Genomic DNA, 22326 nt, shown 5'->3' with positions numbered 1-22326 from the left:
GCGGCGCCGGAGCTTGGCGGGACAGAACAACAGGCCGCAGCCTGGCTGCAACCCTCATGAGCTTGCCCGTTTATTTGCGGGCGTCTGCGGAATTCTGTCGGATGTCGCGCCGCACAAACAAGAACTGAAATAAATTGCGGGATTACCGAAAGAGAGATATTGCGCGCAGCGTTTGCCTGCTCTATTTAGAAGAAGTTGGACGTATTCGAGGGCAGGTCGCATCGTATTGGAGGCCTTTCGCGGTTTCATGGCGCGGACCAAGCCGATCCCCTCGAAAAATATCTCGATCCATCGCAAGGAAAGTTCACGACCAATGAGCGACGCACCCTCAAACAATTATATCGAGCTGGCGGCGGATATCGTTTCCGCCTATGTCAGCAACAATTCCGTTCCCGCCTCCGATCTTCCTACTTTGATCAATGACGTTCATTCGGCTTTGTTGCGCGTCACCAGCGGTTCCGCTCCGATCGTCGCCGAAGCGCCCAAGCCCGCCGTTCCCGTGAAGAAGTCGATCACCAACGACTACATCATCTGCCTGGAAGACGGAAAGCAGTTCAAATCGTTGAAGCGTCACCTGCGCACGCAATACAACATGTCTCCCGAAGACTATCGCGAGAAATGGGGACTCGGCGCGGATTATCCCATGGTGGCGCCGAACTACGCCAAGGCGCGCTCGCATCTCGCCAAGCAGATGGGTCTGGGCCAGCAGCGCCGCCGCGTTCGCGCGAAGTAATCCGCGGGCGCAGGCGCGCCGAACAATTCGGAGCCGCGCGCGGCTCATCATGCCGGAGCGCCGACGCGCTCCGGTTTTTTTATGCGCCGGCGTTGGCGCGGCGCAAACGCCAGGCGGGCGCGCGGTCGGCGTCGCTTAACGTGTCGCGCCCATTCAACGTGTCGCGACCGATGGGTTCCGCAGGGGCGGGGCGAGACGGCGCGGTCGCGGCTTCGGGCAGGCGAAGCTGCGCCGCCTGCGCGGCCAGCGCCAGACAGCTTGCGGCGTTGTCGCGGCACGCCGCCGCCGCCGCGTCCACGGCCCGTTGCGTCATCTGCTCGGCGCCGGCGGCCAGTTCGCGCCCGGCGGGCTGGGTGAGATTGGCGAGGCTTGCGCCCTCGCGCTCGGCGATCTGGCTGACGACAAGGCCAAGCCAGAACAGGCAGCGCAAAAGAAACGACATCTCGACCTCCTGAAGCCCGAACGCGCAGGTCCGCGGGTTCGACAGGTCTAGCAACGATCCCTAGACATTGACTCAAGACCTTTGCTCAAATTCCGGCCTTCATCTTCATCGTCTGTTCATCCTGCCCGTAAAGATTTCGCTAACCATGACGCAACAATCCTTAACGCGAACGCCCAGGGATCGCGCGCGTTTAGAGTTCCGTTAGAGCCGCGGCGCAGATTGACGAAAGGCGCGGGTCGGGCCGGGAGGCGATGCGGCGATGAGCGAACATCGGTTGGCGCATGTGGCGCAGGCGAGCTGTTCTGGCGGTCGCGGAAGCGCGCTTCCGGCGACGGACGTTTCAGATTGGCGGCAACGGCTGCTCGCCAATGTCAGCCATGAATTGCGCACGCCGCTCAACGCCATCATCGGCTTTTCCGAAATGCTGGCCAATCCGGATCTCGCGCCGAAAAATCCGGAGCAGCAGCGCGAATATGCCCGCATCATCAACGCTTCCGGCCAGCACCTGCTCAGCATCGTCAACACGATTCTGGACATGTCCAAGATCGAATCCGGCGTCTTCGCCATCGAGCCCGAGCATTTCGACCTGGGCGCGCTGGTCGATTTCTCCTGCGATCTGGTCAAGCTGAAGGCGGAGGAAAAACACATCGAGTTGCTCGCCGCCTGCGCGCCCAATATGGGCGACATCGTCGCCGACAAGCGCGCCTGCAAGCAGATCCTGCTCAACCTGCTGTCGAACGCCGTCAAATTCACCCCCGAAGGCGGCAAGGTCGCGGTCTCCGCCCGCGCCGAGGGCCGTCTCGTGGTTCTCAACGTGTCCGACACCGGCATCGGGGTCACGCCCGGCGAATTGCAACGGCTGGGCGATCCGTTCTATCAGGCGCGCGCCACTTACGACCGGCCCTACGAGGGCGCCGGGCTCGGCCTGTCGATCGTGCGCGGGCTGGTGGCCTTGCATGGCGGGGCGATCAGCTTCGCCAGCGCGCCCAATGAAGGCGCGAGCGTCACCGTAAAACTGCCGCTCGACTGCCGCGAGGCCGAGCGCGCCGACGCGCTGTCGGCGCGCATCGAAACCGTTTCGCGCCGGGACGGCGCGCACAAGCATCATTCGTTACATGCTCATCATCAGGTGAAGAAAATTGCGTGAGATCGCCGCCGCCTCCGATTTCGACTTCGTCGCTTCGGAACCCGCACCCACCCCGAAAAGAACCCGCGCCGCAGGCCGGTCGCGCGCCCAATCGCCGAGCGCGTCGCCGCAATGGCTCAGCCGCATCTGGGTCTGGCGCACGCCCGTTTTTGGCGGCGTCGCCTTTGTCGCTCTGCTGGCGACCATCGCCGTCAATGCGATGTTTCTCCAGCATGGCCGTCATCCCGCCCCGCTGATGGGATCGGTGCTGCATATCGAAACGCCCAAGGCGGAGCCGGCGCCGGTCGTCCGCGCGGAGCCGGCCGCGCCGGTCCCCAGCGCGCTCGACGAGGCGCTGACGCCGGCGCCGCTGGCCAGTCCCGTCGCCCCGGCCAAGGCCGCCAAAACCGCCGCGCCCGCGCCCGTCGCGCCCGCCAAAGCCGTGATGGCGCCCAAGCCTGTCGCGCCCGTCAAAGCTGTTGCGACAGCGAAACTGGGCGCCTCTGGCAACGCCACAGCGGTCGCCAAGGCGCCGGCCGCGCCCAAACCCGCGGCCAAATCCGGCGACGCCATTGGCGCGTTGATGGACAAGTCGGCGGCGCCGGCGGCCGACAACAAGGTCTCCTCCGCGCAGAAGGCGTTGAACAAGCTCGGCGCCCATGTGTCCGCCAACGGCAAGTTCGACGACGCCACCCGCAAGGCGGTGCAGAAATTCCAGCGCGACAACGGCCTGCCCGCGACCGGCGAGCTGACTCCGGCGCTGCGCCATTATCTGGCGCTGCAGGCCGGGCTGCCGGTGGATTGACCTTGCGCCTGCGCTCGGACATCTGGGTGTCCGCCTATTTGCGCCGCTGCGCCGTGGAGGGCGCGGCGGCCTATTTGCGCCGGCGCGGCGCCGCCGAGGCCGGCGCCATTTTCGTCAAGCTCGATCGGCTCGACGGCGCCTGCGCGCTGTTCAGTCCCGCGCCGCAGAGCGAGGCGCGCGAGGGCTTCGACCGCCTTTTCGCCCGCGCGCACAGGGAGGACTGGATCGAGCCGGCCGACGCCGAGGCGCGGCTGGCGCGCGAGCAGAAATTCGATTCGGATCTGTGGATCGTCGAGGTCGAGGATCGGCAGGGCCGGCACTTTCTCGACCTCGCCTGACATTTTTCCGCGCTTAACGCTTGGCCTCGCGCGCGGCGAGATAGTCGCGCAGGTCGCGCGAGCCGTCCGCCGGGGTCGAGAGGCCAGAGGTCGAAAAGCTCGGCGCGGGCGTCGCTCGTTTCCCCTGGGCGCGAACCAGCGCGGCGGTCAGGCGGCTGTCGCCGGTGACGGCGCCGATCACGCGGGCGGCGTCGCGGCGCGGCAATGTGTCGTAAAGGTCCATGTTGCGCTGGAACGCGAAGCGGTCCAGGGCGACCTTCGGGAAGGCGATCAGGAAAATCCGCGCCGCGATCTCCTGGGGCAGGCCTATGGCGATGAAGGTCAGGGTGAGGGCGTCGCCGCTGTCCTCCTCGACGATCCGGCGAGCGCACAGCGGGTCGCAGCCGACAATCTCCGCCAGACAAAGGGCGAAGGCCGCGCGCTTCTGGCGCAACGCCGCCGTTTCCAGCTTGGCGCAGGCGGCGGGTTCGAGCGCGCTCGCCGCCTCCGGCCGGCCGATGCTGTGCAGCCCGGCGGCCCGGGCGATGATCAGCAATCTCGCCCGCTGCTCCGGATCGGCGGAGAGATAGAGCGCGAGATGGTCTTGACCGAGGCCGCCGCGCGCCAGCAACGTCTTGGCGAGATCCTGATCCTCGCGTCCGCGCGAGATCAGCAGGCGCATGTCCTCGGCCGGCAACGGCGCCGCCGCATTGGCGGCCAGCGCCCGCGCCACCTCGCGTTCGGGGCGTCCAGCCAATAGGGAGGCGATCTCGCGGTCGAGATCGGCGCGCGACGCCAGGACGCAGGCGTCGCCGACCGGGCCGTTGGCGGCGATCTCGCGCAATTCGGATTTCTCGATCTGGCGGTCGGCGAGCAGCAGCTCGCGCGCCGCCGCGCCGCCGCGCGCCCGCAACCGGCGCAGCACTTCGGCCGGCGCGTCGGCGCAGGGCGCCAGCTTCTGCGCCACCAGGGCGAGCGTGACGTCGTCGGCGTCGTCGATCAGGCGGCTGGCCATTTCCTCGTAAAGCCGAACTTCCTGCGCCGTGTGGCTGGCGTGCAGCACGAACAAGTCGGTGGTGACGCGCAGCAGCACGGGACGCATGTCCTTCGGCTTTGTGTCGGCGGCGGCGGCGAGGTCGCGTAAGCGCGCATAGATGTCGGCGGTCATGGATTGGTCCACGAAAACAATATGTACAGCCCATGCTAGGGGCGGTTTATTGACACATCATTAACTATAAGGCGATTAAATGAATTGGCGTTCTGGAATGACGTAAGGACAGGTTAAGCGCTGTCGCTTTCGATGAACGCGGCCGCCGATTTGCGCGGCGCCGGAATTGCTTGACGGGAATGTGCGGCGTGTGAATCCGACGACTGGCGCCGCATCACCAGGAGAAAGGCGATGGGCGAGGTCATTCCATTCCGAAGCGCGGGGCGGCGGCGCCTGACGGATTCCACGCCGGGCGCCGAAGCGGAGATTCTGTTTTTTCTCGGCGTGCGTTATTGCCGCCAGCAAGACGAGGGTCAGCCCGCCGCCGGCCAGGACAGCAAAGATCATGACGGCGAAGGCGCGGGCGGCGGCAAGGGCGATCATCCCCGTCGCGGGTCGGCGCCGCGGACGCGCCGCAAGAAGCGCGCCTGAGAGTTTCCGGGACTCGCGAAGGCCGCGTCGCTACTGCGGCGGCTTCTCGGTGGCGCATTCGAAGCCGGCCCGTTGCGCCGCCACCGTCTCGGCTTCCCCCTCGCGCAGCGCCAGCAGCCTGAACAGCGCGAATCCTTTCGGCCGCGGCGCGACCAGCCGCAATTCGTCGCCATCGGTCGCCGTTTCGTCCTGATCCTCCCGCGCGGCGTCGATCGCATCGGCCTGGCTGCGCGTGACGATGAGAATGTTGAAATGTCCCCCGGGCGTCTGGCCGTCCGAACCGGACCACACGATCGCGCCATTGGCGAGACGCACCGAAACCGACAGCGGGTGATCGCCGTCGGCGTTGGCGCGCAGCCGCAGCGGCCCCAGGGTGAGGTCGAACCGGCACACAGCGAGAAAAGCGAACGGATCGGAGAACGTCGGCCCCGGATGGTCCGGCGTCGCGCGCGGCAGCAGGCGGACTTCGCCGAGCGGAAGGTCTGCGGCCAGACGCCGATAGGCGGAATTGGGCGCCAGCGCGGGCAGCGCCAGCACGCTGAGAAGATGCGTCGCCACGGCGCCGAACGCCACCGCCAGCGCCCAGGGAATCAGCCCGACCATGCGGTCGAACCGGTCGGAGGGCGCGCTCATGAACAGCTCCCGCGCGTGATTTTCGGCAGGCTCAATCCATCGTAGGCGCTCGAAAGCGCGCTGGTCGAGGCCTGATACAGCCGCAGCGCCAGAACGAAGCTCCGCGCGGAGCCGAGCGGCAGCCAATTGCCGGGCCGCGCCTCGCGCGCCGCGTCGATGACGAAATCGCCGCCTTCGGCGCGCAGCAGGCCGGCGGAGGTCAAGCCGCTCCGGCCGGCCGGGTTGTCCAGGGGACGGCCGCCCTCGCTGTAAGCCGCGAGGGTCCACAGCCGCGCCGGCAGGTCGGACCCGGCGATCTGGTAATCGCAGCGCGAATCGAGCGGCGCGCCGAGATCGTCGGCGCGGGCGAGGAACGACAGCCCTTCATTGAGGCCGATCGGCGCGACGCCGTCCATGGCGACGCTGGCCCGCTCATAGGGGTCGATCTCGGCGCCGCCAAGCTGCGGCCAGGACGTCCAGGGTCCCAGGCGCACAGGCGCGAAGCCGGGATCGCCGCTTGTGGACACAGCGGTGGCGGCGAGACCCAGCCCGAGCGCGGCGAGGGTGACGGCGAGCAGAGGACGCAATGAATTCCGAATCCCTGACGACGGCGGCGAACAAGCCGCTGGCCCGGACATAAAGGTCCGCCCGGAAAAGTCGAGAGATTAGTTGGCGCGCGACGGCGAATCCGCTTCGGATTTGGCGTCGGCGGCCTGATCGGCCGCCTGCCACAGCCGTCCGCCCAGCGCCATCGCCTTGCCCGGCAGGCTGGCCGCCGCATCGCGCCAGTTGGCCGCGTGCCGGCGCAGGGCGTCGCCGTCCGGCCAGCCCGGCCTGGGCAGGGCGACCCCGAACACGCGCCATTCCTCCGGCTCCCTGGCCGTTTCGGCGGCGGACACGGCCACGGGCCCGGCTTTTTGCGCCGGGGCGAGCGGGGCCGTCGACCGATTGGGCTCGGCGCGCCGCGTGTCGGCGGCGTGGGCGGCTTTGCGCGCGGCCGCGGGCTCCTTGGGGGGCTCCGCCGCCGGCGTCGCGGCGGAGGCGGGACGGCCGGGGTCCGCCACCGGCGCGAAGCCGTTCAGGCTGGACAGCGCCGCCAATTGTTCGGGATAATAGGCATAGGAGCGCGGGGCGTCGCCGCGCGCCGCCGGCGCGGCGGACGCGCTGTCCGGCCCGGTCGCGGGCGCGGGCGTCGGCGCATCGGGCGGCGGCGCGAATGCGACGGCGAGGGCGGCGCCGGTCAAAGCCAAGGCGAGCCAGCGGATCGGGGACTTGAGGGCGAGACGGAAGCGCATCGGCCATCTCCAAAGGCGATTTCGCGTCCGATCAAGCACAAGCATTGCGGCAAAAGCGCGACGGAAATAGGTTCGCGTCGGGGTCGGCCACGACGGGCCGGGTTCAGGCGCCGTTCAGCTAAACGAATCCAATGTGCAGTATGGGCGGTAAAACGGCGATTTTGTGCTGCTTTTTGCTCGGCGTCGCGCTTGCGCTCGCTGCCGTCCCCGCGCGCGCGCAAGGGATTCATGGCGGCGGCTTTGGCGGTGGCGGCGCGTTTCCGGGCCTTCGTTTCGGGGGGCCCAGATTCGACGGGCCGCGATTCGACGGCCCGCTTCCCCACGATGCCGGGCCCGCTCCCCGCGCCGTCGCGCCGCCGCTGCGCGACCATGGTCCGCTGTCCCACGACGGCGGCCCGCCGCCGCCGCACGAACCCGCCGGTCCGCCGCCGCGCGAGCCGATGCCGCCGCCGCCGCCGGAATTGGCCGGCGCGCGCAAATGTTTCAGCCCGGCGGAGACGCGGGCGCGCGTCGCGCAATCGCAATTGCTGCCGCCTTTCACGATGCTGCGCCGCGCCGCGAACCTGGCCTCGGCTCAGGCGCTCGGCGGCCGGCTTTGCCGCTGGGCCGATCTCGATGTGTACGATATCAGTCTGTTGCGTCCGGACGGCCGGGTCGTCCATGTGTTTCTCGACGCTTCGACGGGCGATGAGGTCAGCCCGCCGCCGCACAAGCATGAGGGAAAATAAGTGCGCCTGCTCGTGGTTGAAGACGACAAGGATCTCAATCGGCAGATTGTCGCGGCGCTTGAGGGCGCCGGCTACGCCGTCGATTCGGCAAGGGATGGAGAGGAAGGGCATTTCCTCGGCGACACCGAGCCTTATGACGCGGTGGTGCTCGACATCGGCCTGCCCAAGCTCGACGGCATTTCCGTGCTGTCGGCCTGGCGCAAGGCCGGCCGCGCGACGCCGGTGCTGATCCTCACCGCCCGCGACGGCTGGACCGAGAAGGTCCAGGGGTTCGACGCCGGCGCCGACGATTACGTCGCCAAGCCGTTCCATATGGAGGAGTTGCTGGCGCGGCTTCGCGCCCTGCTGCGGCGGGCGACAGGGCACGCCAGCAACGAGCTGGTCTGCGGCCCGGTGCGGCTCGACACCCGCGCCAGCCGCGTGCTGGTCAATGGCGCGGCCGTCAAGCTGACCTCGCACGAATTCCGCCTGCTCTCCTATCTGATGCATCACGCGGGGCGGGTGGTGTCGCGCACCGAAATCGTCGAGCACCTCTACGATCAGGACTTCGACCGCGATTCCAACACAATCGAGGTGTTCGTCGGCCGTCTCCGCAAGAAGCTCGGCGCCGACGTGCTGCATACCGTGCGCGGTCTGGGCTATGTGATGGACGCGGCCGCGAGTTCGGACGCCGGGGCTCCGACCTCCGGCGCGGACGAGCGGCGCTGACGGGAAGGGGAACGCGTGCGCGGCATTTTCTCGCGCTCGATCGCGGCGCGCCTGTTCTGGTCGGCGGCGCTCGCCTGCCTGGTGGTGCTGACGCTCGCCGGCCTCGCCTTGACGGCTGTGTACCGGCAGACGGCGCAGGTCGCGCTGGACGAGCAGTTGAACATCTATCTGAGCGCCCTGGTGGCCGATCTGGTCAATGCGCGCGACGACGCCAACGTCGAGCCGGGCCAGCTCGGCGCGCCGCAATTCGAGCTGGCCTTGTCCGGCTGGTATTGGCAGATCAGCCGGCTGGGCGCGCCGCCGGATGTCCGCACCTCGCGCTCGCTGTTCGCCTCCTATCTCGCGCCTCTGCCCGACAGCGTCAGCCCGGACGCCCAGGGCCGCAAGCGCGGCGAGATCGCCGGGCCGGACAACAAGCCGCTGCGCATGCTGGAGCGCGAGATCGACGCCGGCGAGCAGGGCCGCTACCTCGTCCAGGTCGCCGCCACCACCGCCAGCGTCGAAGCGCAGGTCAGCCAGTTCGATCTTGCGCTCGGCCTGACCTTTCTGACGCTGGCGCTGCTGCTTGTGGCGGCCATGGCGGTGCAGGCGCGCTACGGCCTGCGTCCGTTGCGCGCGTTGCGCGCCGACGTCATGGCGGTGCGGCGCGGCAAGGCCGACCGCATCTTCGGCGCGTTTCCCGATGAGATCGCGCCGCTGGCGGCGGAGTTGAACCTGTTGATCGCCACAAATCGCGAAATCGTCGAGCGCGCCCGCACCCAGGTCGGCAATCTCGCCCATGCGCTGAAGACGCCGCTGTCGGTGCTGGTCAACGAGGCCGAGGCGGAAGCCAAGGGCGAGGGGGCGGCGAGCGGGACGCTGGCCGAAAAGGTGGTCGAGCAGGCGATGGTGATGCGCGACCAGGTGACCTTCTATCTCGACCGCGCCCGTGCGGCGGCGCGGGCGGGCGCGGTGGGCGTCGCCACGCCCGCGGCCCCGGCGCTGGCCGCGATGGCGCGCGCCCTGGGCAAGATTTACGCGCGGATCGACCTGTCCGTGGATTGCCCCGAAGACCTGCGTTTTCTCGGAGAGAAGCAGGATTTCGACGACATGCTGGGCAATCTGATCGACAATGGCTGCAAATGGGCGCGCGGCGAGGTGCAGGTTCACGTTGAGGCGGTCGAACCGGCGGGCGACCGGCAGTTCCTGCGCGCGCTGATCGACGACGACGGCCCCGGTCTCGCCCCCGGACGCCGCGCCGAGGCTCTGCGGCGCGGACGCCGGCTCGACGAGACCAAACCCGGCTCGGGCCTGGGCCTGTCCATCGTCAAGGATCTGGCGGAAGCCTATGGCGGCCGGCTGGAATTGGGCGATTCGCCGCTGGGCGGGCTGCGCGCGACGCTACTGTTGCCGGCGGCGGCGTGAATTTGTCTTTCGCGGCGCCGCGGCTGTGGCTATATTGCGGCGCCGGCATAGCTCCAGGGCGCCGGCTTCCAGGAGGTTTTTGTCGTGCAATTTGACTGGCGCTGTTCTTTGGCGCGCGCGGGTTTCGCGCTGACGGTTCTGATGTCCCTGTCCGCCTGCAATTCAACGCCGGCGGAGGCGCCCGTCGCCGCCGCCGCCGCGCCGTCCGCCCCGCCGGCCCCGCCGCCCTATGTCGGTCTCGCCAACGGATCGCTCGGCCAGGCGCTCGACGCCGGCAGCAAGAGCGCGGCCAACAAGGCGGAAGTCGCCGCGCTGGCCTCCGGCGAGCGCAAGACCTGGCGCGGCGAAAACGGCGCTTACGGCTATGTCGCGCCCGGCGCCCCCAGTGGCGACTGCCGCGAGATTACGCATACGGTCTATGTCAACGGCCGTCCCAATGTGGGCAAAGGCACGGCGTGCAAAAGCGCCGACGGCTGGAAGCTCAACGGCTGAGATGGAGCGCAGGCCGGCGCCTGACCGGCCTGCGCTCCGCCGTCGCCGGGACTGTCGTCGCGCCCGCGCTGCGGCTCACCAGCCGATATAGATGGTGGGGCCGCCGCCGTAATAGCTGGGATAGCCGTAGGCGCCATAGCCGGTGTAATAGGGCGAATAGCCGTAGCCATAATCATAGCCGGAATAGGGATAATCCCAGTCCGACAGGCCGTAGCCGACGCCCAGCCCGAGGCCGACGCCCGCCAGGCCCCAGCCCAAGCCGGGCCCCCAACCGCCGCCCCAGCCGCCGCGCCGCCAGCCGCCGCCCGCGTAACGCGGGCCGCCAAAACGCGCGCCGGCGAAACCGCCCCTGAAGCCGCCGCCGTGGAAGCCCCCTCCGTGGAAGCCTCCCCCATGAAACCCGCCGCCATGAAACCCGCCGCCGTGGAAGCCGCCGAACCCGCCGCCCCGGAACGCGGCGGCCGGCTCAGGAAGGGCGAGCGCGGCGCCTGCGGTGAATGCCGTCGCCAAGGCCAAGACTTTTCGCAAAGATGATTTTTCGCGCATGGAGGACTCCCGAGGTTGATGCCTCGGCGCCCAAACGCAATCCTTTGAGGTTTGTTCCTGTTTTCAAGGGCAAGTCGCCCATCGAACCTTGAGCCGTGGTTCAGTCTCTAAGGTCAAGACAGAGATCGGAGCTGGGATTTACTCGAGTTGTGCGCGAATCTTCTGCAGCTCGGCTTTGCGTTCGGCGCTGACCGTGGGATAGGACAGCTTGAGTTTTTCCAGGCGGTCGAGAATGATGTGCGAGACGATCAATCGCGCATTGTGCTTGTCATCGGCGGGAACGACGAACCAGGGCGCCGCCTTGGCGCTGGTTTCGCTCAGCGCCTGTTCATAGGCGCGGCGATAGTCGCCCCAGAAGCCGCGTTCGATCATGTCGGCCTGCGAAAACTTCCAGTTTTTCTCCGGCTCGTCGATGCGCGCCAGAAAACGCTTGCGCTGCTCGTCCTTGGAGAGGTGCAGGAAAAACTTCAGCACATGCACATTGTTGGCGCCGAGATGCCGCTCGAAGCCGCGGATGGAGCGCATGCGCTCGCTCCAGAAGTCGTCGTCGGCCGCCGCCGGGTCGAAACCCTCGGCCGCCAGCAGCTCCGGATGCACGCGGACAATGAGAACGTCCTCGTAATGCGAGCGGTTGAAAATGCCGATGCGGCCCCGCTCGGGCAGGGCGTGGCCGGCGCGCCAGAGAAAATCGTGCTCCAGCTCCGCGCCGCTGGGGTGCTTGAAGCTGGTCACCTCGCAGCCCTGCGGATTGACGCCGGACATGACGTGGCGGATCACGCCGTCCTTGCCGGCGGCGTCCATCGCCTGAAAGATCAGCAGCAGGGCGTGGCGGTCGTCGGCGTAGAGTTTTTGCTGATGCTCGCTCAGACGCGCGATGTGATCGGCGAGCCGCTGCTGGTATTCCTCCTTCGAGGCGTAGAACGGATCGACGCGTGTCGGCCAGCGTTTCAGATCAACGGTCGTCTCCGGCTTGACGCGAAAATCCTCGGCATCGATCTGTTTCATTTCAGCCTCATGGAATCAGTACGGCGGCGCCTGAAAAGGCGCCGGCGCGCAGGTCGGCGAGCGCGCGATTGGCCTCGCGCAAGGGGTAGGGCGCGATTTGCGTCCGCACGCCCAGCTCGGGCGCCAGCCGCAAAAATTCGACCCCGTCGCGCCGGGTGAGATTGGCCACCGAGACGATCTGGCGTTCTTCCCACAGCAAGGCGTAGGGAAAGCTGGGAATGTCGCTCATGTGTATGCCGGCGCAGACCACGGCCCCGGCCTTGCGCACCGCCTTGAGCGCCAGGGGCACCAACGCGCCGACCGGCGCGAAGATGATGGCGGCGTCCAGCGGTTCCGGCGGCGGGCCGTCCGAGCCGCCCGCCCAGACGGTGCCTAATTCTCGGGCAAATTCTTGTCCGCGCGCATCGCCCGGCCGGGTGAAGGCGAAGACCCGATGGCCCTGTTTCCCGGCGATTTGCGCCAGCAGATGCGCGGCGGCGCCAAATCCATAAAGGCCTAAATTTTCAACACGGCCGGCGCTGCGCAGCGCGATCTTGAACGCGCGCCAGCCGATCAGGCCGGCGCACAGCAGCGGCGCCAAAGCGGCGGACTCGCCTTTTTCGCCCAAGGGGAAGCAAAACCGCGCGTCGGCGACGCATTCGGCAGCGTAGCCGCCGTCGCGCGTATAGCCGGTGAATTCGGGGGAGTCGCAGAGATTTTCGTGGCCGGCGACGCACGGCCCGCAGGTCTGGCAGGTGCGGCCGAGCCAGGGCACGCCGACGCGCTCGCCGACCGACAGGCCGGAGGCGCCGGCGCCCAGCGCCTCGACGCGCCCGACGATTTCATGGCCGGGGACGATCGGCAGGCGCGGCTTGGGCAGTTCGCCGTCCACCACGTGCAAATCGGTGCGGCAGACCCCGCAAGCCTCTATTTTGATGCGAACTTCCCCAGGGCCGGGCAGGGGGGCGATTCGCTCCTCCCCTTCCAACGGTCCGCCCAGGGTTTTGAGGACCATTGCGAACATGGCCGATTCCCGGAAAACGCCGGCGGAATTTCACGCCCGCCGGCGCGCGCTGTCAAAGCAAATCGCTGCGCCGGGTCAGGCGAGAATCCAGCCGAACACGCCGCTGGCGGCGAGGCCGATCGCGACCAGCCCCCATTCCAGCCAGCCCCAGTTGCGCACCAGCTCGCGCGAGTCGGCCTCGGGCTCGCTCTCGGCCAGCAGCCGATTGTTGATCGGCACCACCACGAAATAGAAATAGGGCCAGCTGGTCGCCACGATCAGCGCGCCGAGCAGCCAGCGAATGTCGCTGGCGTGGCCATAGGCGGCGAGGGCCGCGAGCGCGCCGGCCACAGCGAGGGCGCCCAGCAGCGCGAAGCCGCGCCGGTCGCTCGGCGCCCATTCGCGCATCATGGAGGAATCGTCCAGCGCGAGCCGCGCCGGCTGCTCGACCAGGGCGATGTAGAGGGCCGCGCCGGTGAAGGCGGCGGCGAAGGCGAAAGCGATCAGTCCCGCGAGCATTTCTGGCTCCACTGGCGCCGGTCGGGCGGCGCATTCCTGCAAGGCGTCGCTGCGACGCCGTCTGTCGCTCATAGCGCTTTTGCGACCAAGACGAAAGCCTCGCACGTAACCCGGTCCGCGTTAAGGATTGGTTAACTGCGCTGCTGGCATGATTGCTGCTTGGAAGACAATGTCCCACCCGCTGGTCCAGCCGGGCTGCGGAACAGCAGTCCGGCCGGCGCGTTCAACGGAATATCAAGGAGTTGACGATGCCGCTTCCCCGTTGCGTCTATTGTGGCCTCCCCACGCGGATTCACTTCGCCTGGTGTCAGGAGAGCGGCGCCAAGGGCAATATGCCGCCCGAAGCCTTGCGCCCCGGCGCGGTTGTGGTGGAAGCGCGCGAATTGCGATTCTGCAAGCCGGTGGCGACGGGCAAGAGCCGCCGCTGACGAGTCTTCCCTCCCAGGCGACCGCGTGCGCAAGGCCCGCGCGGTCAACCCGGTCTTCACCATTTCGATCTGACGCCGCCGGTCGGTTTCATGCTCGCCGACGTCATGCCGGGCGAAGCCGGCGCACGGGATGGACCCGGTCTCACCTTATGCGTTCGTTCTTCATTCCGTTCAAAATCTTCGCCGCCAGCGCCGCGACGGAGCAGGGCTGATCGCCGCCTTGATCTCGGTGTGGTCGCCGTCGCCAGGCGCAACGGCGCGCCCTCGCCGCGGCCGGCTTTTTCCGCACGGCGACATTGCATTTGTCCGCTTTTTCGGCCAGTACGGCTGGAATCCCCGAACTGGTCGAGCCCATGAAACGCGCCCTTTCCGTCACCCGCGAAGAAAATTTCCCCGAATGGTATCAGGCCGTGGTCGATCAGGCCGATCTCGCCGAGACCTCGCCGGTGCGCGGCTGCATGATCATCAAGCCCTGGGGCTGGGGCGTGTGGGAACTGGTGCAGCAGGCGCTGGACAAGCGCATCAAGGACACCGGGCACGAGAACTGCTACTTCCCGCTGTTCATCCCGATGAGTTTTATTGCGCAGGAGGCGAGCCACGTCGAAGGGTTCGCCAAGGAAATGGCCATCGTCACCCATCATCGCCTCAAGGCGGTCGATGGCAAGCTGGTGGTCGACCCGTCTTCCGAGCTGGAGGAGCCGCTGGTGGTGCGGCCGACCTCGGAAACCATCATCGGCGACGCGTTCCGGCGCTGGATCGCCAGCTATCGCGATCTTCCCGTCCTCGTGAACCAATGGGCCAATGTGGTGCGCTGGGAAATGCGCACCCGCCTGTTTTTGCGCACGGCCGAATTCCTCTGGCAGGAGGGGCACACCGCCCACGCCAGCAAGGATGACGCGCTGGAAGAGACGCTGAAGATGCTGGAAATCTACCGCGAGCTGGCCGAGGACGTGCTGGCCATGCCGGTGATGGTCGGCGAAAAGCCGGAAAACGAGCGGTTCCCCGGCGCCGACGCCACTTATTCCATCGAGGCGATGATGCAGGACGGCAAGGCCTTGCAGGCCGGCACCTCGCATTATCTCGGCCAGAATTTCGCCAAGGCGCAGAACATCCGCTTCCAGTCCGCGACCGGCGAGCTCGAATACGCCCACACGACGTCGTGGGGCGTTTCGACCCGCCTGATCGGCGGCGTCATCATGACGCATGGCGATGACGATGGTCTGCGCCTGCCGCCGCGCATCGCGCCGAAACAGATCGTCATCGTCCCGATGCTGCGCGAAAAGCCGGAGGACGCCGACCTGCTCGCCTATTGCGAGAAGCTGAAAACCGAACTCGACGGCCTCTCCGCTTTCGGCCTGCCGGTTCGCGCGCATCTGGATAAAAAGCCGACCCGTTCGGCCAACAAGCGCTGGGACTGGCTGCGCCGCGGCGCGCCGATCCTGCTTGAAATCGGCCCGCGCGACATGGCCGGCGACAATGTCACGATGATTCGCCGCGACAAGCTGCGCGACGGCGACAAGGTGATTTCCACAGGTCTCGCGCGCGAACAATTTCTGGCCCAGGCGCCCGGCCTGCTGGCGGAAATCCAGAAAAACCTGTTCGACGAGGCCAAGGCGCGGCTGGACGGCAACATCCGCGCCGACCTGAAGGATTTCGACGCCATCGCCGCCTTTTTCGGCGCGGCCTCCGAAGACGATGAAAAATCCGGCTTCAAGGGCTGGGTGCGCGCGCCCTGGTCGCGGCCGACCGGTTCGGAACTCGAAGCTATTGAGGCGCGGCTCAAGGCGCTCAAGCTCACGCTGCGCAATGTGCCGATGGGGCAGGGCCAGCCGTCCGGCGCGTGCGTGTTCACCGGCAAGCCGGCGGTGGAGGAGATCATCATCGCGCGCGCCTACTGACGGCGCGCGGCTGTTTACAAATCCACGGCGGCGACCTAGGGATTTGTCACAAAAGAGTCGCTATCTCGTCAGGTTGCCGGAGAAGTCATGCTGGGCTGGTTGCGGGCGCTGATGCCCAAGGAAGATCGATTTTTCGATCTGTTCGAGGCCCATGCCAAGATCGCGGTCGAGGCGGCGCAGTGCTTCCGGCGCCTGCTCGACGGCGGCCCGGACGTGCCGCGCTATTGCGACGAGATCACCGCCTACGAGCATAAGGCCGACGAGGTCGCCCGCGAAGTGCTGCTGGCGTTGCGCCGCAGTTTCATCACGCCGTTCGACCGTGGCGATATTCACGGGCTGATCAACGATCTCGACGACGCCGTCGATCAGATGCGGCAGACGGTCAAGGCGATTTCGCTCTATGACGTCGGCGACTTCACGCCGGATATGGCCCGCATCGGCGACGTCATCGTCGAATCGGCCCGGATCGTTCAGGACACCCTGCCGCTGCTGCGCGCCATGAACGCCAATTCGGCCCGGATCAACGCCGCCAACGAGCAGATCGTCAAGCTCGAGGAACAGGCCGATCTGCTGTATCTCGCCGGCTTGAAGGAGCTGTTCCTGGCGAATCGCGACAATGGAGCCATGGCCTATATCGTCGGCGCCGAAATTTATTCGCATCTCGAAAAGGTGGTGGACAGTTTCGAGGATGTCGCCAACCGGATGAGCGGAATTCTGCTCGAACATTTGTGAGGCCGTGATGGACGGCGTGACTTACGCTCTGGTCGCTCTGATCGCCGTCGCCCTGCTGTTCGACTTTCTGAACGGCCTGCACGACGCCGCCAATTCGATCGCCACCATCGTCTCGACGCGCGTCTTAAGCCCGCGTTACGCGGTGTTCTGGGCCGGCTTCTTCAACTTCATCGCCTTCTTCTTTTTCGGCCTGCATGTCGCCAATACGGTGGGCAGCGGCATCGTCGACCAGCATATCATCGACGACAGGCTGATCTTCGCCGCTTTGTCGGGCGCCATCGTCTGGAACGTGCTGACCTGGCTGCTCGGGATTCCCTCGTCCTCGTCGCACGCCCTGATCGGCGGTCTGGTCGGGGCCGGCATCGCCAAGGCGGGAACGGGCGCCGTCCTCTGGACGGGGCTGGACAAGACGGTCGCCGCCATCGTGTTGTCGCCGCTCGCGGGATTCTTTCTGGCGCTGCTGCTGGTGCTGATCGTGTCCTGGATTTGCGTGCGGCGCGCGCCGGTCGCGGTTGATTCGGCCTTCCGCCTGCTGCAATTCGTGTCGGCCTCGCTCTATTCTCTCGGCCACGGCGGCAACGACGCCCAGAAAACCATGGGCGTGATCGCCGTGCTGCTCTATGCGCACGGCCTGAGCGGGCCGAACTTCGCCGTTCCGTTCTGGGTCGTTCTCGCCTGCCAGAGCGCGATGGCGCTTGGCACGTTCCTGGGCGGTTGGCGCATCGTCCACACCATGGGGTCGAAAATCACGCGACTCACGCCGATGCAGGGGTTCTGCGCCGAAACCGGCGGAGCGCTGACCCTGTTCGCCGCCACCGCCCTGGGCGTGCCGGTCTCCACCACCCATACGATCACCGGCGCCATTGTCGGCGTCGGCGCGGCGCGGCGCACCTCGGCGGTGCGGTGGAGCGTGGCGCAGAACATTGTGGTCGCCTGGGTGTTAACCTTGCCGGCGTCGGGCGCTACGGCGGCGCTCGCGTTCTGGCTGGCGGGAGTCTTCACGTGACGGCAGGCGATTCGGGCGGTTCGGGCAAGGCCAAGAAACAAGCCGACGGCGGCAAGGCTGTTCGTCGTCAGGTGGCCGCCTTGCCCTGGCGCGTGACGGATCGCCTCGAAATCATGCTGGTGTCGTCGCGCGAAACCCGGCGCTGGATCATTCCCAAGGGCTGGCCGATGGCGGGCCGCAGTCTCTCGGCCGCGGCGGCGGTCGAGGCGCTGGAAGAGGCGGGTCTGCTCGGCGTGATCGACGAGGCCTCGTTCGGCCGATTCTCTTATGACAAGAGACTGTCGCAAGGAAAAACTGCCCTGTGCGAGGTCGATGTGTTTCCGCTGCGCGTGATTCGCCAGCGCGCGGATTGGCTGGAGAAGAACCAGCGCGAGACGTGCTGGATGTCGGCCGAAACGGCGGCGGAGCGCGCGTCCGATCCGGCGCTCGCCGCGCTGATCCTCGAATTCGCCCGGACGGTTGGAACGTAAACCCGGCGTAAGCGTTGCGTTAACCAAAAGGGTCAAACGCGACCTGTTCCAGTAAGGAATGGTAAACTTCTCACGCATTAACTGCGTCTTGGCGGGAGGGACGGCGTGACTTTGCGTCGCGCCCTGTCAATGCAATTGCCGGGTTGTTTCCCTTTAGGAATGGCCGGCGAGCGTCGAATCGAAATGGAGCCGCGCGGGTCCGCGCGGGATCTCCGAGAAGGACAAAGTAAAATCCGCAATTTTGCGGCTGGATCGTCACAAATGCCTTTCAGGCGCCGCAATTCAGCCGCATTCCACCCGGGCCTAGCCCGAAATTGTTGCCAAACGGCCACAAGCGTCCAGTGAATACCCTAATTCGTGACATTTTGTGTTGCGACCGCGGCGCTCAAGGGACATGTTGCCGGTGCGTTTCGCAAACCAGACAAGAGGCATCCATGCGTAATGTTCTGCTTTCCACCGTCGCCGTCCTGGCGCTGACGGGCTCGGCCATCGCCGCCGATCTCCCCTCGCGCAAGGCTGCTCCGGCCTACATCGCCCCCGTCCCGGCGTTCTCCTGGACCGGCTTCTACGTCGGTATTGAAGGCGGCGCTGATTTCCTGTCGACCAAGGACGCGGCCGGCGTGAAGGTTGACCGCACCGGCGGCCTGCTCGGCGGCGTGGTCGGCTACAACTACGAACTCGGCAACCGCTTCGTGCTCGGCCTCGAAGGCGACGCCGGCGGCGTGCTGGGCGGCGACAAGAACGTCACCGTCAACGGCATCACCAACAAGGTCGATTCGACCTATTTCGCTGACGTCCGTGGCCGCGTCGGCTACGCCCTGTTCGATCGCGCCCTGGTTTACGCCGCGGGCGGCGTCGCCTTCGGCGATGTCAAGGTCGCCGGCTTCACCGATGACCGCGTCGGCTACACCGTCGGCGGCGGCGTCGACTACGCCTTCACCAGCAACCTGATCGGCCGCGTCGAATATCGCTACACCGACCTCGGCAAGTCCCGTGGTCCGTTCCCGCAGTCGGTCACCCAGGACTCGAACGCGGTTGTGGTCGGTCTGCTGTACAAGTTCGGCGCTCCGGAGTTCGGCCCGGTCGTCGCCAAGTACTGAGATCGCAAGAAGTACTGAGATCGCTTGCGCCGGGGGAACCCGGCGCCTGTCTCTTGCAAGCGCATCCAGGTCGCGAGGCCTGGATGCGTTTTGCATTTGGGGCGAGCTTAAGCGTGACCAAGATGCAACAGTGCTTGTGAAAGCCGCGGCAGCGTCAACTTGGCCATTGCATTATCGTCGCGATTTTGTCACCACATCTCAGCATTTTGGAATAAAGAGGTAAACAATGCGCAAGATTCTTCTCGCCAGCGTGGCCGTCGCGGCCCTGACCGGTTCTGCTTTCGCGGCTGACCTGCCGTCCCGTAAGGCCGCTCCGGCCTATGTCGCGCCCGTTCCGGTGTTCACCTGGACCGGTTTCTACGCCGGTGTCGAAGGCGGCGCTGACATCCTGACCACCAAGGCTGCGGGCGTGAAGTATGACCGCACCGGCGGCTTGGTCGGCGGCGTGATCGGCTACAACTACGACCTCGGCAACAAGTTCGTGCTCGGCGCTGAAGGCGACGCCGGCGGCGTGTTCGGCGGCGACAAGACCGTCGGCGGCATCAAGGCCGACACCACCTATTTCGCTAACATCCGCGGCCGCGTCGGCTACACGATCGTCGATCGCGCCCTGCTCTATGTCGCGGGCGGCGTGGCCTTCGGCGACGTGAAGATCGCTGGCTACACCAACGACCGCGTTGGCTACACCGTCGGCGCCGGCGTCGACTACGCTTGCACCAACAACCTGATCGGCCGCATCGAATATCGCTACACCGATTTCGACAAGGACACGATCGGCGGCGTTTCGGTCCGTCAGGACTCGCATGCCGTTCTCGTCGGCCTGCTGTACAAGTTCGGCAACCCGGAAGCCCCGGTCGTCGCCAAGTACTGAGAGCTTTCGCTCTCGCCCCGTCGCTGACGGGCGGACAGATCTCGCGAGCGCGGCCGGTTTTCCGGCCGCGCTTTGCTTTTGGGCGCAAGGCGATTCGCCGCGCCCGCGATCTTTTGCAAAAAAACCGGTTTTCACTTTTCGGAATCATGCTCTAAACCCCCGGCATGACCGAGCCAAACACGCCGCGCATTTCCTTCGTCTCGCTGGGCTGCCCAAAAGCCCTGGTTGATTCCGAACGCATCCTCACGCGTCTGCGCGCGGAAGGGTACGAGATCGCCCGCAATCACCAGGGCGCCGACGCCGTGATCGTCAACACCTGCGGTTTTCTTGACAGCGCCAAGGCCGAGTCGCTCGCCGCCGTCGGCGAGGCGCTGCGCGAGAATGGTCAGGTGATCGTCACCGGTTGCATGGGCGCCGATCCCGGCCCGATTCTCGACGCCTTTCCGAATATTTCGGCGATCACCGGACCGCAGGATTACGAGAGCGTGATGGCGGCGGTTCATCGCGTGGCGCCGCCGCTGGCGAATCCCTTCGTCGATCTGGTGCCGGAGCAGGGGATCAAGCTCACTCCGCGCCATTACGCCTATCTGAAGATTTCCGAAGGCTGCCATAACGCCTGCACCTTCTGCATCATTCCGAAATTGCGCGGCGATCTCGTCTCGCGCCCGGCGGCGGAGGTGCTGGCGGAGGCGGAGAAGCTGGTGAAGGCCGGCGTCAAGGAATTGCTGGTGGTGTCGCAGGACACCTCCGCCTATGGGCAGGACCTGCGCTACGGCTCAAGCGCTTTCCATGGCCGCGAGGTCCGCGCCCGCTTCTTCGATCTGGCGAAGGAATTGGGCGACATGGGCGTGTGGACGCGTCTGCACTACGTCTATCCCTATCCCCATGTGGATGAAGTCATCCCGTTGATGGCGGAGGGAAAAATCCTGCCCTATCTCGACATTCCCTTCCAGCACGCCGCGCCCAACGTGCTGCGGGCGATGAAGCGTCCGGGCAATGTCGAAAAGGTGCTGGACCGGATCAAGGCGTGGCGCGACATCTGCCCCGATCTCGCGCTGCGCTCGACCTTCATCGTCGGCTTCCCCGGCGAAACCGAGCAGGATTTCGAAATGCTGCTCGACTGGCTCGATGAAGCCAGGCTCGACCGCGTCGGCGCCTTCAAATACGAGCCGGTCGCCGGCGCGCCCGCCAATGATCTCGGCCTGCCGCAGGTTCCCGACGCGGTGAAGCAGAGCCGGTGGAAGCGCTTCATGGAGCGGCAGCAGAAAATTTCCGCCCGGCGTCAGCGCGACAAGGTCGGCAAGCGGCTGCCCGTCATCATCGACAAGGCGTTCCCCGGCGGCGGTGAGGGGCGAACCAAAGCCGACGCGCCGGAAATCGACGGCAAGGTTTTCGTCAGCGCCCGCCGCCCGCTGCGGGCCGGCGACATCGTCACCGTGAAGATCGATAGGGCCGAAGCCTACGATCTTCACGGAACCTTGGTGTAATCAGGGGATCATCACGGTCGCGCCGGTGGTGGCGCGAGCCTCCAGCGCGCGATGAACCTCGGCCGCTTCGGCCAGCGGCCGCGTCGAATGGATCGCGATTTTCACGGCGCCGGACGTTACGACATCGAACAATCGCGCCGCCATTTCGCGCAATCGCGCCTGGTCGGCGATGAACGGGAACAGCGACGGCCGGGTGACGAACAGGGCCTTCGACGACAGCACGCCGAGGCTGAACGGCGGCGCCGGCCCGGAGGCGTTGCCGAAGCTGACGAAAGTTCCGAACGGGCGCAGGCAGTCGAGCGAACCGGGGAACGTGTCCTTGCCGACGCTGTCGTAAACCGCGTGGCACAGCGCGCCGCCGGTGATCTCCTTCACGCGGGCGACAAAATCCTCCTGCCGGTAGAGAATCACCGCATCCGCTCCGGCCTCGCGCGCGAGTTTCGCCTTGTCCTCGCTGCCGACCGTGCCGATCACGAAGGCGCCGAGCTTTTTCGCCCACTGGCACAGGATGAGGCCGACGCCGCCCGCGGCGGCGTGGACGAGAATCACGTCGCCGGGCTGAACCTTGTACGACCGGAACAGCAGATATTCGACGGTCAAACCCTTGAGCATCATGGCGGCGCCGGTCTCGTAGGACACGCTCTCGGGCAGAGGCGTCAGGAACTTGACGTCGATGTTGCGCGCCTCGGCATAGGCGCCGATCGTTCCGGCATAGGCGACGCGGTCGCCCACCTTGAACGTGTCGACGCCCGGCCCGACGGCGATCACTTCGCCCGCGCCCTCGTTGCCGGGCGTGAACGGTTGCGACGGCGGGGGATACAGGCCGGTACGGAAATAGACGTCGATGAAATTGACGCCGACGGCATGTTGGCGAATCTGCGCTTCGCCGGGGCCGGGCGCGGGCAGGTCCATGTCCTCGTAGCGCAGCACGTCCGGGCCGCCGTTTTCGTAAATGCGGATCGCCTTGACCATATCCGTCTC

Annotated in this window: 27 protein-coding genes; 16 read left to right on the top strand and 11 right to left on the bottom strand. The window is 66.6% G+C overall.

Features of this window, described 5'->3' with window-relative positions:
* The first annotated feature begins 313 nt into the window (after positions 1-313).
* Positions 314-733: a Ros/MucR family transcriptional regulator gene (locus tag CFB24_RS05085; RefSeq protein ID WP_088519552.1), complete on the top strand. Its 420-nt coding sequence runs from the start codon at positions 314-316 to the stop codon at positions 731-733.
* A 79-nt stretch (positions 734-812) separates the two neighbouring features.
* Here CFB24_RS05085 and CFB24_RS05080 read toward each other — a convergent pair whose 3' ends face one another.
* Positions 813-1175 (bottom strand): hypothetical protein, encoded by a 363-nt coding sequence (locus CFB24_RS05080; protein WP_141098354.1) that lies wholly within the window; start codon positions 1173-1175, stop codon positions 813-815.
* Positions 1176-1434: 259 nt separating this feature from the next.
* On the opposite strand from CFB24_RS05080, the gene CFB24_RS05075 reads away from it, so the two are divergent.
* From CFB24_RS05075 to CFB24_RS05065, 3 genes are read left to right on the top strand one after another with little or no spacing between them, the layout of a single operon-like run.
* Complete coding sequence (locus CFB24_RS05075; RefSeq protein WP_088519424.1) at positions 1435-2322, top strand: sensor histidine kinase; 888 nt, start codon at positions 1435-1437, stop codon at positions 2320-2322.
* Entirely contained in the window at positions 2315-3106 is a 792-nt protein-coding gene (locus CFB24_RS05070; RefSeq protein ID WP_088519423.1) for a peptidoglycan-binding domain-containing protein, read from the top strand. The genes CFB24_RS05075 and CFB24_RS05070 overlap by 8 nt, the downstream gene beginning before the upstream one ends.
* A 2-nt stretch (positions 3107-3108) precedes the next feature.
* A complete protein-coding gene (locus CFB24_RS05065) occupies positions 3109-3444 on the top strand; it encodes a DUF1491 family protein (RefSeq protein WP_088519422.1) in 336 nt (111 codons plus the stop codon).
* A 13-nt stretch (positions 3445-3457) separates the two neighbouring features.
* Here CFB24_RS05065 and CFB24_RS05060 read toward each other — a convergent pair whose 3' ends face one another.
* The 5 genes from CFB24_RS05060 to CFB24_RS05040 form a co-directional block, all read right to left on the bottom strand.
* Positions 3458-4591 (bottom strand): DUF2336 domain-containing protein, encoded by a 1134-nt coding sequence (locus tag CFB24_RS05060; protein ID WP_088519421.1) that lies wholly within the window; start codon positions 4589-4591, stop codon positions 3458-3460.
* A 75-nt stretch (positions 4592-4666) separates the two neighbouring features.
* A complete protein-coding gene (locus CFB24_RS22425; protein WP_141098353.1) occupies positions 4667-5014 on the bottom strand; it encodes a hypothetical protein in 348 nt (115 codons plus the stop codon).
* 78 nt (positions 5015-5092) lie between these two features.
* Positions 5093-5695 carry a DUF1254 domain-containing protein gene (locus CFB24_RS05050; RefSeq protein WP_088519419.1) on the bottom strand — a complete coding sequence of 201 codons (603 nt, stop codon included), beginning with the start codon at positions 5693-5695 and terminating at the stop codon, positions 5093-5095.
* The gene (locus CFB24_RS05045) at positions 5692-6261 is read right to left on the bottom strand and encodes a DUF1214 domain-containing protein (protein ID WP_244593360.1); all 570 of its coding nucleotides are present in this window, start codon (positions 6259-6261) and stop codon (positions 5692-5694) included. Before CFB24_RS05045 ends, CFB24_RS05050 begins: the two co-directional genes overlap by 4 nt.
* Positions 6262-6339: 78 nt before the next feature.
* Positions 6340-6969 carry a hypothetical protein gene (locus CFB24_RS05040; protein ID WP_088519418.1) on the bottom strand — a complete coding sequence of 210 codons (630 nt, stop codon included), beginning with the start codon at positions 6967-6969 and terminating at the stop codon, positions 6340-6342.
* A 140-nt stretch (positions 6970-7109) separates the two neighbouring features.
* Between CFB24_RS05040 and CFB24_RS05035 the strand changes: the two genes are divergently transcribed.
* From CFB24_RS05035 to CFB24_RS05020, 4 genes are all read left to right on the top strand, one after another.
* Positions 7110-7697, top strand: coding sequence for a PepSY domain-containing protein (locus CFB24_RS05035; protein ID WP_088519417.1), 588 nt, complete (start codon positions 7110-7112; stop codon positions 7695-7697).
* Positions 7698-8405 (top strand): response regulator transcription factor, encoded by a 708-nt coding sequence (locus CFB24_RS05030; protein WP_088519416.1) that lies wholly within the window; start codon positions 7698-7700, stop codon positions 8403-8405.
* A gap of 15 nt (positions 8406-8420) precedes the next feature.
* Positions 8421-9809, top strand: a complete 1389-nt coding sequence (locus CFB24_RS05025) for an ATP-binding protein (RefSeq protein WP_088519415.1) — start codon at positions 8421-8423, stop codon at positions 9807-9809.
* Between the two features lie 84 nt (positions 9810-9893).
* Positions 9894-10301: a hypothetical protein gene (locus CFB24_RS05020; protein WP_141098352.1), complete on the top strand. Its 408-nt coding sequence runs from the start codon at positions 9894-9896 to the stop codon at positions 10299-10301.
* Between the two features lie 75 nt (positions 10302-10376).
* Here the strand turns inward: CFB24_RS05020 and CFB24_RS05015 are convergent, their stop codons facing one another.
* From CFB24_RS05015 to CFB24_RS05000, 4 genes are all read right to left on the bottom strand, one after another.
* Positions 10377-10847 carry a hypothetical protein gene (locus tag CFB24_RS05015; protein WP_088519413.1) on the bottom strand — a complete coding sequence of 157 codons (471 nt, stop codon included), beginning with the start codon at positions 10845-10847 and terminating at the stop codon, positions 10377-10379.
* Positions 10848-10985: 138 nt separating this feature from the next.
* Positions 10986-11852 (bottom strand): ADP-polyphosphate phosphotransferase, encoded by an 867-nt coding sequence (locus tag CFB24_RS05010; RefSeq protein ID WP_088519412.1) that lies wholly within the window; start codon positions 11850-11852, stop codon positions 10986-10988.
* Positions 11853-11859: 7 nt separating this feature from the next.
* On the bottom strand, positions 11860-12855 hold the full coding sequence (locus tag CFB24_RS05005; RefSeq protein ID WP_088519411.1) for a zinc-dependent alcohol dehydrogenase family protein: 996 nt from the start codon (positions 12853-12855) through the stop codon (positions 11860-11862).
* A 75-nt stretch (positions 12856-12930) separates the two neighbouring features.
* Entirely contained in the window at positions 12931-13353 is a 423-nt protein-coding gene (locus CFB24_RS05000; protein WP_158255365.1) for an anthrone oxygenase family protein, read from the bottom strand.
* A gap of 248 nt (positions 13354-13601) precedes the next feature.
* On the opposite strand from CFB24_RS05000, the gene CFB24_RS04995 reads away from it, so the two are divergent.
* The 8 genes from CFB24_RS04995 to rimO all read left to right on the top strand — a co-directional run bounded on the left by CFB24_RS04995 (position 13602) and on the right by rimO (position 21345).
* Positions 13602-13781: a hypothetical protein gene (locus tag CFB24_RS04995; RefSeq protein ID WP_088519409.1), complete on the top strand. Its 180-nt coding sequence runs from the start codon at positions 13602-13604 to the stop codon at positions 13779-13781.
* A 353-nt stretch (positions 13782-14134) separates the two neighbouring features.
* On the top strand, positions 14135-15679 hold the full coding sequence (proS, locus tag CFB24_RS04990; RefSeq protein ID WP_088519408.1) for a proline--tRNA ligase: 1545 nt from the start codon (positions 14135-14137) through the stop codon (positions 15677-15679).
* Between the two features lie 87 nt (positions 15680-15766).
* Positions 15767-16411: a DUF47 domain-containing protein gene (locus tag CFB24_RS04985; RefSeq protein ID WP_088519407.1), complete on the top strand. Its 645-nt coding sequence runs from the start codon at positions 15767-15769 to the stop codon at positions 16409-16411.
* Between the two features lie 7 nt (positions 16412-16418).
* Entirely contained in the window at positions 16419-17417 is a 999-nt protein-coding gene (locus tag CFB24_RS04980; RefSeq protein WP_088519406.1) for an inorganic phosphate transporter, read from the top strand.
* The gene (locus CFB24_RS04975; protein ID WP_244593355.1) at positions 17414-17887 is read left to right on the top strand and encodes an NUDIX hydrolase; all 474 of its coding nucleotides are present in this window, start codon (positions 17414-17416) and stop codon (positions 17885-17887) included. Before CFB24_RS04980 ends, CFB24_RS04975 begins: the two co-directional genes overlap by 4 nt.
* A 434-nt stretch (positions 17888-18321) precedes the next feature.
* Positions 18322-18987 carry an outer membrane protein gene (locus tag CFB24_RS04970; protein ID WP_088519405.1) on the top strand — a complete coding sequence of 222 codons (666 nt, stop codon included), beginning with the start codon at positions 18322-18324 and terminating at the stop codon, positions 18985-18987.
* Between the two features lie 226 nt (positions 18988-19213).
* The gene (locus CFB24_RS04965) at positions 19214-19858 is read left to right on the top strand and encodes an outer membrane protein (protein ID WP_088519404.1); all 645 of its coding nucleotides are present in this window, start codon (positions 19214-19216) and stop codon (positions 19856-19858) included.
* Positions 19859-20022: 164 nt separating this feature from the next.
* Positions 20023-21345 carry a 30S ribosomal protein S12 methylthiotransferase RimO gene (rimO, locus tag CFB24_RS04960; protein WP_088519403.1) on the top strand — a complete coding sequence of 441 codons (1323 nt, stop codon included), beginning with the start codon at positions 20023-20025 and terminating at the stop codon, positions 21343-21345.
* Here rimO and CFB24_RS04955 read toward each other — a convergent pair whose 3' ends face one another.
* Positions 21346-22317: a quinone oxidoreductase family protein gene (locus CFB24_RS04955; protein ID WP_088519402.1), complete on the bottom strand. Its 972-nt coding sequence runs from the start codon at positions 22315-22317 to the stop codon at positions 21346-21348.
* Positions 22318-22326 lie beyond the last annotated feature (9 nt).

It is taken from the genome of Rhodoblastus acidophilus (genome assembly GCF_900187365.1).
GTDB classification, from domain to species: Bacteria; Pseudomonadota; Alphaproteobacteria; order Rhizobiales; family Beijerinckiaceae; genus Rhodoblastus; species Rhodoblastus acidophilus.
Note: the sequence above shows the minus strand (reverse complement) of the source record. Positions and strands in the feature narration are given on the sequence as shown.